This is a genomic window from Polaromonas sp. P1_E1_2, assembly GCF_056406035.1.
Map to the genome: position 1 here is coordinate 1 of NZ_JBFUAZ010000055.1, position 12234 is coordinate 12234.

10 protein-coding genes and 1 pseudogene are annotated in these 12234 nt (G+C 61.8%); 2 read left to right on the top strand and 9 right to left on the bottom strand.

From position 1 onward, the window contains the following. From AC1D1P_RS05045 to AC1D1P_RS05070, 6 genes and pseudogenes are all read right to left on the bottom strand, one after another. Positions 1 to 322, bottom strand: a pseudogene (locus tag AC1D1P_RS05045) (lysylphosphatidylglycerol synthase domain-containing protein); the annotation flags it as partial. Positions 323 to 427: 105 nt separating this feature from the next. Next, positions 428 to 1861: an amidase gene (locus tag AC1D1P_RS05050; RefSeq protein WP_477672270.1), complete on the bottom strand. Its 1434-nt coding sequence runs from the start codon at positions 1859 to 1861 to the stop codon at positions 428 to 430. Beyond that, complete coding sequence (locus tag AC1D1P_RS05055) at positions 1858 to 2544, bottom strand: amino acid ABC transporter permease (RefSeq protein ID WP_477672271.1); 687 nt, start codon at positions 2542 to 2544, stop codon at positions 1858 to 1860. The genes AC1D1P_RS05050 and AC1D1P_RS05055 overlap by 4 nt, the downstream gene beginning before the upstream one ends. After that, positions 2541 to 3197, bottom strand: coding sequence for an amino acid ABC transporter permease (locus tag AC1D1P_RS05060; protein ID WP_477672272.1), 657 nt, complete (start codon positions 3195 to 3197; stop codon positions 2541 to 2543). The genes AC1D1P_RS05055 and AC1D1P_RS05060 overlap by 4 nt, the downstream gene beginning before the upstream one ends. Beyond that, the gene (locus tag AC1D1P_RS05065; protein ID WP_477672273.1) at positions 3197 to 3985 is read right to left on the bottom strand and encodes an amino acid ABC transporter ATP-binding protein; all 789 of its coding nucleotides are present in this window, start codon (positions 3983 to 3985) and stop codon (positions 3197 to 3199) included. Before AC1D1P_RS05065 ends, AC1D1P_RS05060 begins: the two co-directional genes overlap by 1 nt. Positions 3986 to 4058: 73 nt before the next feature. Further along, positions 4059 to 4925 (bottom strand): substrate-binding periplasmic protein, encoded by an 867-nt coding sequence (locus AC1D1P_RS05070; RefSeq protein ID WP_457282112.1) that lies wholly within the window; start codon positions 4923 to 4925, stop codon positions 4059 to 4061. A 102-nt stretch (positions 4926 to 5027) separates the two neighbouring features. Here AC1D1P_RS05070 and AC1D1P_RS05075 point away from each other — a divergent pair, with 102 nt between their 5' ends. Then, on the top strand, positions 5028 to 6176 hold the full coding sequence (locus tag AC1D1P_RS05075; protein ID WP_477672274.1) for a GlxA family transcriptional regulator: 1149 nt from the start codon (positions 5028 to 5030) through the stop codon (positions 6174 to 6176). Here the strand turns inward: AC1D1P_RS05075 and AC1D1P_RS05080 are convergent. Then, complete coding sequence (locus AC1D1P_RS05080) at positions 6100 to 7560, bottom strand: sensor histidine kinase (protein WP_477672275.1); 1461 nt, start codon at positions 7558 to 7560, stop codon at positions 6100 to 6102. The genes AC1D1P_RS05075 and AC1D1P_RS05080 overlap by 77 nt on opposite strands. Before the next feature lie 491 nt (positions 7561 to 8051). On the opposite strand from AC1D1P_RS05080, the gene AC1D1P_RS05085 reads away from it, so the two are divergent. Then, the gene (locus AC1D1P_RS05085) at positions 8052 to 8558 is read left to right on the top strand and encodes a LysR substrate-binding domain-containing protein (protein ID WP_477672276.1); all 507 of its coding nucleotides are present in this window, start codon (positions 8052 to 8054) and stop codon (positions 8556 to 8558) included. Between the two features lie 483 nt (positions 8559 to 9041). Here AC1D1P_RS05085 and AC1D1P_RS05090 read toward each other — a convergent pair whose 3' ends face one another. Together AC1D1P_RS05090 and AC1D1P_RS05095 are read right to left on the bottom strand one after the other, a co-directional pair. After that, entirely contained in the window at positions 9042 to 10472 is a 1431-nt protein-coding gene (locus AC1D1P_RS05090; RefSeq protein WP_477672277.1) for a hypothetical protein, read from the bottom strand. Further along, a partial coding sequence (locus AC1D1P_RS05095) for a hypothetical protein (protein ID WP_477672278.1) occupies positions 10469 to 12234 on the bottom strand: 1766 nt, incomplete at its 5' end. The genes AC1D1P_RS05095 and AC1D1P_RS05090, both read right to left, overlap by 4 nt.

Genomic DNA, 12234 nt, shown 5'->3' on the forward strand with positions numbered 1-12234 from the left:
AGGCATAGCTGGTGACCGCAATGGCCCAGGTCTGCAGGCGCGGCAGCTTGTGGCGCGTGTGCTGCCGGCCAATCAGGTCAAAGCAGCCATACAGCGCATGGCTGGCCGTGGCCAGGCCCAGCACGGCAAGCAGCAAAAGAGGCGAGTAGCGCCGCAGCGTCTGCCAGGCGCCTTCCCAGTCCACCTTGTGGGCATGGGAAACCAGCAAACCCAGGACGACGATGCCCAGCGCAGGAAACACCCAGCGGCGGATGCGCGGCCACAGCGACGTTGCGGCTGCCGGGGACGTGCTGTCGGGAAGGTGAGCCGCAGTGCTGGGCATGATCAGTGCATTTTCAGCAAGGCGCAAAGCGAACTCCAGCCAGGCTGGCGCTGATTTTTGTAGGCGAAAACCGACGGCGGCCCACCACGCCGCAGCGCCGCCCCTTCAGCGCTCCAGCTCAAGGCCTGCGGGATGCAGGCGGTTCCATGGCGTTGCCTTCTCAAACGCAAACGCCGCGCGCAATATCGTGGGTTCGGCAAACGGGCGCCCGATCACCTGAATGGAAACCGGAAGGCCGTTGGCCGAAAGCCCTGCCGGAACGGCCACCGAACACAAATCAAGCAGGTTCACAAAGCGCCCGAAGCGCGACAGTGGCGTGGCGAGTTCATCGACCTCGCTGACGGGAATGGCGGTAATGGCGTTGGTCGGAAATACACAAACATCCACGCCGTCCATGGCCTCCAGCATCGCGGCTTTCGCAGACTCGCGGTCGCGCAGCAGGCTGATGTACTGGGCGGCCCCGATGTCCCGGCCCAGCATGATCCGCCGCTTGATGTTCGGGTCAAACTCCAGCTCACTGCGCTCAAAAAGCGTGCCGAGATTGGCATAGCCTTCGGCGCTCATCAGGCTGCCTGCAATGCGCATGGATTGCGCCAGGCTTTGCGGAAGCGGCTTGTCCACCAGGGTCATGCCGAGCCCGGTGAATACGGAAAGAGACCTGTCATAAGCCTTCAGCACTTCCGGGTCCACGTCTTCGCGTTCAGCTTTTGGCAGGGTCCAGACCCGCATTCCCCTGACATCTTTTTCAATCTCTTTTGAAACCGAACGCGAGGGCGAAAAGCGGGATGCCGCGTCCTGCGGGTCGGGCCCCGCCAGCACGTCCAGCAGCGTTGCGCAATCCTTCACGGTCCGCGTGATGGGCCCCACCGTGTCATGCGTGGGGCACAGGTCAATCAGGCCGTAGCGGCTGATCAGACCATGTGTCGTTTTCAGCCCCACCAGCCCGCAGAGCCCGGCCGGAATGCGAACGGAGCCGCCGGTGTCCGTGCCCAGCGCTGCGCTGGCCATGCCCGCCGAAACCGCCACGGCCGAGCCGCTGCTGGAGCCGCCGGGCACACGGTGGGTTTCAAGGTCCCAGGGGTTCCAGGGTGTGCCCATGGAAGTATTGGTTCCCCAGCCGCCAAAGGCAAATTCCACCGTGTGTGTTTTCCCCAGCACGATGGCGCCGGCTGCCCTCAACCGGTCGACCACCGTCGCTGTGACGGTGGAGGTGCGCGGCGGGAGCGATCTGGAACCCGCGGTGATGGCGTGGCCTTTAATTTCAAAAAGGTCTTTGACGGCAATGGTCACACCATGCAGCGGGCCCACCGTGAAGCCGGCCTGCCTGAGCTTGTCCAGGCCGCGGGCGGCCTGCAAGGCTTCATCTGCATAGAGGTCTACATAGGCGTGCAGCTTGGCGTCAAAGGCGTCTATGCGCGAGAGCTGGTTTTCGACCAGTGTTTCGCTGTTGGTCTCTCCGCTGGCAAGCGCTTCGAGCGTCTGCTCCATGGAGGCGTAGGCAAGCGATGTGTTGAGAGAGGAATTGGCGATGGAGGTCATGCAGCACCCATGACCCGCCGGCCGCGCGAGAGGCGCTTTTCAAGCGCGCGCGAAAGCATTGACAAGGGAAAGGCAATGGCAAAGTAAAAGGCGCCCACCAGCAGGAATATGTGCAGGGGCAGGAAGAACTCGCTGGACATGGCCCGCGCCGTCAGCATGAGTTCGTCCGTGGCGATCAATGCGCACAGCGAGCTGTCTTTTAACAGCGCCACATAGGTGTTCAGCAAGGGTGGCAGCATGACGCGCAGCGCCTGGGGAAACACCACATGCATAAACACCTGGTGCGGCGCCAGGCCAACGGCCAGGGCTGCTTCGCGCTGCCCGCGGTGAATCGACTGCAGGCCTCCGCGCAAAATCTCGGCAACATACGCCGCGCCGTGCAGGCCCAACCCGATCACCCCGGCCCAGAAGCCCGGCAGCGTAAGCCCGAGCGGCGGCAACGCAAAGTAGAGTGCCAGCAGCAGCGCGAGCAAGGGCACGGTGCRCACGAACTGAATGAAGAAGTTGGCGGCAAAGCGCAGGGCCGGCCGGCCGCTGCGGATCATGGCCGCCAGGGCCGCGCCCAGAAGCAGGGCCATCACAAAGCCCGCAGATGACAGCTTTGCCGTTACTTTGGCCGCCTCTGCAAGGCGGGGAGCCCAGTCGGGCCAGTATTGCAGGAAGACCGCAAAAAAACTGTTCATCGCTTGTTCTCCATGCGGCTTTCGGCCTTGGCAAATCCCCAACTGACCGGCAGCACCATGGCCGCGTACAACAGCATGGCGGCAAGGTAGATCAAAGTGGTTTCAAAGGTAGAGGTCACCAGGTTCCTGGCAAAAAACATGATTTCCGGCGCGGCAATCGCAGAGGCAATAGACGTGTCTTTGAGCAGCTGGCTGGTGTAGTTGCCGAGGGATAGCCACGTCACCCGCAGCATTTGTGGAAGAAGAATATGAATCAGCGCCTGCCGCGGTGTCATTCCGACGGAAAGGGCGGCCTCGCGCTGGCCGGCATGAAGGCACTTGAGCCCGGCGACAAATACATCGCACAACACCGCTGCGCCAACCAGCCCCAGGCCCAAAATCGCCGCCACCAGCGGCGAGAGCCGTATGCCCACCGCCGCCAGCCCGAAATAGATCACAAAGAGGTGTGCCAATGCCGGAACGTTGCGCATCCATTCGATGTAGGCGRCAATGGCCAGCTTCAGCAAACGAAAGCGCGCGAATGTGACTGTCACCGCCAGCAGCATTCCGCCTGCCAGCGCAATGACGAAAGCACCCAGGGCCACCACCGCGGCGGTGACCGCGCCACCCACCAGCACAGCGAGGATGCCCCCGAAAATTCCAAGCTGTTCCATCACCTGGCCAGCCCCGGGTTGTCCGCCACCTGGCCGAGAAAGCTGCGGGTGCGTTCCAGCTGCGGGTTGTTGATGACGTCCAGAGCGGGGCCCTGCTCAACAATGTGGCCGCCGTCCATGAAGATCACGCGGTCGGCCACGTCCCTGGCAAAGCGGATTTCGTGCGTGACCAGAATCATCGAGCGGCCTTCTTCGGCCAGCTCACGAATTACCGTCAGCACCTCGCCGACCAGCTCAGGGTCAAGCGCAGAAGTCGGTTCGTCAAAAAGAATGAGCTTGGGTTGCTGGGCCAGGGCCCTGGCAATGGCCACGCGCTGCTGTTGCCCTCCGGACAAACGCTCCGGGTATTCATTCGCCTTGCTGGAAAGGTGAACCTTCTCCAGCATGGCGTCGGCCAGCTCATAGGCTTCGGGCTTCGACATGCCGCCGGCCTTGATGGAGCCCAGGGCGACGTTGTCGCGAACGTTCAGGTGCGGCCACAAATAAAACAACTGGAACACCATGCCGATCTCGCGGCGCTGCGGCGCGAGTTCGMGGTCATTCATGAAGCGGAACCCGCCGTGCCGGGTTGGCACCTGGCCTATCCGTTCACCGTCAAGCACGATGGCGCCTTCGCCTGGTTGTTCCAGAAAATTCAGGCAGCGCAGGCAGGTCGACTTTCCGGAGCCGCTGGGCCCGATCAGCGAAAGGGTTTCGCCTTTACGCAGGTCAAAGGAAATTCCCTTGAGCACTTCGAGCGGGCCGTAGCTTTTTTTCAGCCCGTCGACTTTTAACAGTGTGTTGTTCATTGGGTTCAGTTTTTTGACGCAGACGAACGCATGAGAAAAACACGCGTTCGCCTGTATCCATGCTTCGAAGGGCTTACTTGCAGGACGGCAATTTCCAGTCGGCAGGGCGGTCTACGCCGGCGCGGAAGTTCTGGCCCACGGGCACATACCAGACGTCTTGCACCAGGCCGTATTTGCCGCCGATCTTTTTGAGCTCACAGCTCTGCCAGAGCTTGGCGATTTCCGCGTTCACGGCCTTGGCGAGTTCCGGGTTGTCCTTGTTCAGGCCAAACACCACCTGGCCCAGCCCGGTGAGCAGGGGGTAGTCCGGGTTGTTGTCAACAAAGGCGTTGAACTTGAGCTTCCACTGCGGGTTACGCGAAATGGCGTACTGCATCACGGGCGGGTCGCCGATGACGGCGTCAATACGGCCGGCCAGCAGGTCGCGCACTGCCGCGTCGGATGTGTCATACATCGTCAATTGCAGGCCGGTGATTTTGCGAAGCTCCGGAATGAACGAAAAACCGGTGATCGTGCCGACCTTTTTGCCTTCCAGGTCCTTCAGGTGCGACCAGTTGGTCTTGCTCGACTGGGTGATGCCGTTCTTGAAGTAATGAATCGGGTCGCTCAAGGTCATGATCTTCGAGCGCTGCTCGGTCCAGCCCATGGTGCCGGCCATCACGTCGACACGTTTGGCCTGCACCGAAGCAATGGTGCCCGACCATTCCATGAGGGCGGGCTTGACCTTGAGCTTCACGGCCTCAGCCACGCGCTGAAGGATCTCGCCGTCGTAGCCAATCATGGCGCCGTCCTGGTAGCCGGTGCCCGGCATGTCACCGGTGAAGGCGATCGTCAACGCGTCTTTTTCAACGGTTTGCAAGGCCTGGGCGTTGGCAGCCGGCAGTACCGCCCCCGCGGCGAGAAGCATGCACAAGAGGCGTGCGGCGAATGTTTTTTTCATGAAAACTCCTGATGGTGGTTTAACGAAACTCTCACTGACGGGGTGGATGGTATGAAGCGCCGTCAACTTGTCATAGGAAGCTTTGGCGTGTAAATTGAACGTATGCGACATTCGGGAAAATTACCTACGAAGGGCGCTTCTGCGCCCAAAGCTGCGGCGGTAAAGCGCGCAAAGCGTGCACCCGCGAAGGTCAACAGGGCGGCCGGCGTACAGGATGAGGGCAACCAGCTGGTGGACCGGCTTGACGCGGCCAAGGCCAAAACGCCTCCCAAAACCGGTGTGGAACTGCGGGTCGGTATTTTTCTGTGCCCGCGTTTTCCCCTGTTGTCGCTGGCGGGGCTGTGCGATGCGCTGCGCCACGCCGCAGACCTGGGCGACCAGAGCCGGCAGCTTCGCTGCACGTGGGCGGTGCTCAGCGCCGCCGGCGAGACCGTGGCCTCCAGCTGCGGCGTCGAAGTGGCCACGCTGCCCGCGGCTTCGTCGGACTGCAACTTTGATTACGTGGCTGTGATCGGGGGCTTGCTGCCCTTCATGAAAACGGCCGACCCTCGAGGTGTGAAGTTTCTGAACCACGCCGCAAAAGCCGGTGTGCCGTTGATCGGCATTTGCACCGGCAGCTTTGTGCTCGCGCGGCATGGGTTCATGCAAGGCCGCATGGCCTGCGTTCATCCCTTCCATGTCAATGACTGGAAGGAAGCCTTTCCCGATCTACCCTTCACCACCAACTGCGACTACATCTTTGATGGTGACCGGATCACCTGCGCGGGCGGCATCTCGATCATCGAGCTGGCCACCGAGCTGATTCGCCTGCACTGCGGCCCGGACCGCGCCGCCAAGGTCGTGCACCAGATGACGGTAACCCGCAAATCCGCCATCTCGCACGTCGCACGCCGGCGCGCGCTGGGTTATGCCTGTGCCGACAATGACAAGCTCCGCCAGGCGATTGTGCTGATGGAAAAGAACATCACCACGCCGCTTGAAATTTCCGTCATCGCCAAAATTGTGGATTCCAGCAGCCGGCAACTTGAACGGGTCTTTCTGGCAGAAACGGGCGCTTCCCCTTCAGGGTTTTACCGCAACTCGCGGCTGAAATACGGCCGGTGGCTGCTGACCTCAACCGATTCACCGGTGAGCACCATCGCCTACGAATGCGGCTTTGCCGATGCCTCGCACTTCATCCGGCACTTTCAACAGCTGTATGGTGTTTCGCCCGGGCGGTTGCGGAAGGCGTTGCCTGCGGTGGAGGTGTAGGCCCAATTACTGGCCCAGATAGAGGCCCAGGTAGAGGCCCCCGGGGAGCATTTCCGCTTTTCTCAACCTCCTCGTATCGGGGCAGCTCCACCCAGAAGACGCTGCCGCGTCCCTGGCGTTCCGTCATGCCCACCGGGTGCCCCAGCAGCTGGCTCAGTCGGTAGACGACCGCCAGCTCCAGCCCAAAGCCCTCGGCCATGCCCTGCTGCGGAATGCCTTCAGAGAAAGTCTGCTGGCGTTCACGCGCAACGCCCGTGCCTGTGTCCCACAGCTCTATGCGCCACTTGCCCCGGCGCTGCCGCGCGGCCAGCAACACACCGCCGCCATGCGTGTTGCGCAAGGCATTGGACAGCAGGCAACCCACCAGCCGCGTGAGCAGCACCGGGTCTGACACCGCCCGTCCCGCGGCGGTTCGGGTGCGCAGTCGCAGGCCTTTTTCGCGCGCCTGCGGCGTGTGCTCTTCGGCCAGCGTGTGGACCAGCGCGCCAAGGTCTACCGGCTGCAGGTGCACGCTCAGCGAAGCCGGTTCCAGCCCCGCCAGGCTGAACAGCGATTCAAACAGCTCGTCAATCTTGCGTGTCGAATCGCCAATCTTGCGCGCAATCTGCGCCGCGAACTCCGGCTCTTTGGTCAGCCAGTCGGCATACGGGCCCAGCGCCTGCACGGGGTGGCGCAGCTCATGCGCGGCGCTGGCAATAAAGCTGCTCCGCACGGCCTCCGCCTCCGCCAGGGCCTGTTTTCGCTCCTCCAGAGCCTTGATCAGTTCCTGGCGGTCGAACTGCCGCTCCAGGCTCATGTGCTGGGCCCGGTACATGCGCCGGCCCGTCACATGGGCCACCCACAGGAAAACCAGCACCACCCCCATCTCGGCGCCGGTGTCGAGCACCGAAGGAACACCCCCCGTCAGGTCTACTCGCCAGGCCAGGGCCGCCAGCACCGAGGCACTCAAGCCGTTGCAGTACGCTGAGACGGTACGCAAGCTCGGCGGGCCCGAAGCCACCGCGACCACCGCGATGCCCCCCAGGATCATGATGCACACCAGCTGGTCTTCAATGGGGGCCTGGCGGTACACCACAAACATCAGCGAGCCCCAGACCACCGCGCTCAAGGGCCAGGCCCATCCAAGGAGCGACATGAACTCCCGCAGCGCCACCCCGTCGGCCTCCGCCAGGCGGTGGCGGTAAGCATGCAGGATGGCATAACGCAGCAGCGTCATGGAGCCGGTGGCCAGGGTCCATACCCACAAATCCCATGGCGCCACACGCCCATGCAGCATTGCCACCACCACCAGAATGATCAGCACGGCCGCATGCAGCGTAGGCCGCGCATTTTGCATAAACGTGCGGGCCAGCTGCACGCTGATCCAGGTCTCGCGTGGGGTCATCGAACGGCGCCTTCGGGGGCTGCTGGCGTGGTGGGCGTCATTGAGAGCGGATTCTTCTGTGAGCGGGGCGGGGTGCGGGCAATAACAATATCAGTGATTTTCCCTTGAGTACCGGGTGGGAAGAAGAGGGTGGGATTGGGGGCTTCTACCTATTATTTGGCTTATGGAATCTGCCCGCCTTCGCTTGGGGAGATCTTCATGAAGACCTTCTTTGCCAGGTATCGGGGATTGCGGCGCGGCCGTTTGGCGGTGCGCCGTGTTCCATTGGCTTCACGCCAGCCGGGGCATAAAAGTCTTGTTTTTGTTGCCCCGCCAGCCTTGTGCTGATCTTGCCAGTGTTGGCGGCGTTGGGCGAGCCGTCTTTGGTTGTCGTTGGGCGGTGGTTACACGGGCGGAACGTGTACCTTTTTATTCATGGCTGGGGTGTGTGAGCCTAGCGCGGGACGGATGAAGTGATTGTCTCGGCGGCAGCATCATGCTGGTAAAGCCTTTTGTCTACGACCCACTGGACAGACGCACTCGATTTCAGCAACACCGATGCCGACGTCATCATTGCCCACGGCAAAGGCGGCTGGTCTAACCTGGTCGAAGTGCCGCTGATGCGCGAGCGCCTGGTACCCCTGTGCACGCCGCAGCTCGCCGTCAGCCTGCGCGAGCCGAGCGACCTCGCCGGTGTGACCCTCTTGCATGCCACCGCCAACCGGCACGAATGGCTGACCTGGCTGCGCGGCGCCGGCGTGCCCGACCTGCAGGGCGCGCGTGAGCAGCTGTTTGACACGGTAGACATGTGCGTCCAGAGCGCGGAGCGCGGCCTGGGCGTTGCCGTCACCGACGCGGCGCTGTTCACGGTCCTGATTGCTTCGCAGAAGGTGGTGACGCCCTTTGACCTCGAGGTCGACAGCGGGAATGCCTACTTCCTCACCTATCCGCCTGAGCGGCGGGAGCAGCGGAGTATTCGGCTGTTTGAGGAATGGACGCTGTCTGTGCTGCGAGGATGAGGATGCAGTGGGCGGTGAGGGTGACTATCGCCAATATGTAGTTATCGATAGTTGGCACCGTAAACAGTATTTCCGCTATGGGCCATGAACCGACATATGCGAACGACCGCTCTCGACGCTGGATTTGTTGTCACTGCTGGCTCACTACTTCGCGAACGAATATTCGTTACAGGCTGACCTCAGCCCCTCGGGCTTGTCAGGCTCTCCTACTGCTGTAGCGACTGCCAGTCGTTGGGGAGCGGCTTCCTCGTATGGCCGCGACACTGCAGAAAATGGCGACGAGGGCGATGCGCATTCCGTGAATTCAACAAACAAATATTATGGGACGTGTTACAGATTCGATCTCGCTGGAAATCGAGCGCCTGCTCCAAAGTGGAAAGCAGCGCGGTGGCCCGGATAAAGACAGGCGTCCGCTCCTCGTTGACCGTGTCTGACTCCATCACGACATAGCGAGCCGGATAACGCTTACGCGCGAAGTTGTTCTCAAGCCGTCCACCCACAAGGCAGCGGTGGATTGACAGTGCCTGGCCAGCACACCGGCGCGAACGTGCAACCGCGGCAGCAAAGTCGGTCATCGATCATCGGGACCTGGCAACGCGATCTGCGCCGATCTAGCATGTCGCGATGCGCACAGTGATGAGGCTTATCGTCAGCGAACAGTACCCTGGGTGTAATCGTCGACCTCAAGATGGCTGAATCACCCGCCGCGCGATGTGCGGCCTTGCAGGTCCCCCAGCTGTGGAAGTCACAGGCCAGGTCTGGACGCGCCCTCACAAAGTGCGTGTCCTGGCCAGTGACGACGATCCAGTTGTCCTTGTGTTTCGGCAGGTCCTTCACAAACGATGTGAAGACTTCGACACCATGCAATGGCTGCCTTGGAAAACCGCGGAAATCGACGGTTGAAGACGGGTGGAGTTCGACGCCGAGTTGCTCCGAGGTCCTTTTCAAGAGGGCCGCGGCGGCCTCGCCAATCGAAGCCACATGGGCGTCCAAGAACAAGTCCACCCCGTGTTCATCCCTACCGTACTCCATGTACTCGGCATCCGTCTCCTCCAACACCGTCAACCGCATGCCGTCGAGACCTTGAAGCACGAGTGCCGGATGGATTGCAATCCTTGGCTTCTTTCCAAATAGAGATGTACCTGCCGTCTCATAGCTCACCAGCACCGCGTGGAAGCACTTGTCGAGCGTGTCGCTCGTCAAGAAGTTCGAGATCTCCGTCGGGCGGACGCTGGCCGGCGTCTCCTCGACCAACGAATCCTTGGATAGCAACTCATAGAGCTGCGGGGCGTCGTTTTTGTAGTTTTTCTTCTCGAAGTGCTTGATGGAGTTGCTCTGAGCGGGACCTTCCACAAACGCAGCTACCGGATCGATGAAGACGACAATCCATTCGCCACTGCAAATGACGGCCCTCGGCAACCGATGCCCGTGGAGCTTGTACAGGCGACTGACGTAGTTGCCGACCTGGACGATGTAGTCCGGCCAATCGCCGGCAAGCGGCGATTCCGCGGTCTTACCGCCCCCGCGCCAATGGTCGATGGCGTTCGCCAATACGTCGTCAACTCGGAAGGCCCCATCCTTGCGAGGCTGCAGAAAGGGCTTTTCCCATGCCTTGGCTTCGATCAGCAGCGCGGGGACGTCGGTCTCACACGCCTTGCCTAGGTAGTCCATGCGCGTCGTCGTCTTGTCCTTCAGCCGCGCCTCTTCTACGACATCCCCACCCAGGCCCAGGGTCCACCCCAGCAGCTCGATCATGGCGTCAAGGAAATACACGCGCGTCGCATGCTCGTGCAGGTCACCGACGGGACCACCCGCGTAGGGCGCTGCAGCGATTGGTCCATCCGTTGCTTCTAGACGTTCCAAGAGTTCGGCGAACTTTCCCGGGAAATCCGCCTTGCGCGCCATGCGACTCACTGGAGCAGCTCCGGCAAGCGGTAGAGCAGCTTGCGTGCCGAAGTCCAGCCAGCCTCCATGAATATCTCAAGGCAATCAACCAGCGCCTGGCGTCGTTGTTCGTCCTCAAAGATCTCCTTGTTGTCCGCCAGGAAACCGCTGATCAGTCGCACCATCAGTTCAGCGCCCAATGCCTCGAACTGATACCCGCCATTCGATCCGCCGGTTCGAATGGCGTGAGCCGTGAGATCGAATGCCTTGATCGGATCCTGTGGTGCGAGCACCTCGATGAGCTGCAGTAGTTGATAGATGGTGTGGGCGTTGGGCTGGCGGCCGATCAACTCCAGCGTCGGCCACACTTCGTTCAGGAAGACGGCACACGCTGCATCGTCGAGGCCCGAGCCACCGGTAGCGCGTTCCGTCGCGAAGTAGAGCTGCATTGCCGCCTTGTCTACGAGCTCCGCAGAAGCGCGGAGGCGCGTCTTCTGCTCTTCCGGCATAGGTTGCGAGAAGTCAACTGCGGCCAGCTGCGCGTCCGCAGCAACGACGATGCGATGCATCAAGGCCTGGGAGCGGCGCCTGACGTCGTCGTTGCCTGCCTGATCGGCCTGAAGTCCGAGCACGACCGCTTCGCGTAGCGTGTAGAGAATGGTGCCAAGCGCGCTGCTGTGGTCTGCAGGGCTGGTCATCCATTCCGTCAACTTGGTGTCCGCCGTCGCACGGTCGTAGGTGACGTGCAGGATGGCGAACAGGTCAGCCAGCATTTCCTCCGCGTCCGATTCCTTGGGCGTGCCGACGTACCTCGCCATCAAGTCGTAGACCAGGGGCTCCGTTCGCCCAGGATCCGCGTGGATGACCGAATGCAGAACGCCCACTGTTGACTTCAGGACGGCAAGGTTCGTCTCGTCCCTCAACCGGGACGTCAGGTGAGACCAAAACCCTTCCCGGTCAATGTTCCAGATGCGCACCAGATGCCCGATGCACTGTGACCGCGTGGCAGGATGGGGATCACTCATGAGGCGGTCGATGTCCGCCACAAGGCGAAGATACAGGTCTTCACGCTGCAGGCAGGCGTCCAGCGCTGCCGCGGCGGCCTCGATTCGCGCGGCAGGCCCACCCCACGATTGAGACCGCTCGTAGTCGCTCTCCGTGGTGTCGTCGACATCCGGGTTGGCCGAGGTGCTTGCAATGCGCAGCAACGCGAGAAACCGATCCCCGGGATCGAACTGGTCCGTGGCCACCAGCCGCTCACCCTGGGCTAAGTGATTGCACCCCTCGCCGATCAAGCCCTCCCCGTTCAGGCGCAAGGCGGGATGCAGGTCCGGTGCATGAAGGCTGCTCGCAACGGCTTCCAACAGCGACAGCGTCTGCTCGGTGCCGATGTCGTCACCCTGTTTGCCACGCTGTGTTTCATGCACCTTCTTGGCGGCGTCAAACGCCTGTATCGCGGCAGCATTGCCCGGCAAGGACTTGTCAAGATCCCGGATCCAGAAGTACGGCTCGGTCGGCCCCGATCCGCTGGTGATCCTGAACAGCCTCTCGTTCTGCTTGCTTCTCCCGAGCGCCTCGGTGGACATCGCGTCAAGCACGGCCTTGGCCTGATCGGTGGCCAGTTGAGACCGACCGATGACGCTGAACAAGCGGTGCATCAAGGCGGATCTGGCCTCATCAGTGTGGGTGAAGCCATCCATGGCAAAGCTGGCAGCCGAGGACTCCAGGCGCTCTCGCTGTTCAGCGCTTCGCCGAGCATAACCCTTCGCGACTAGGTCGATCGCGTCTTTGC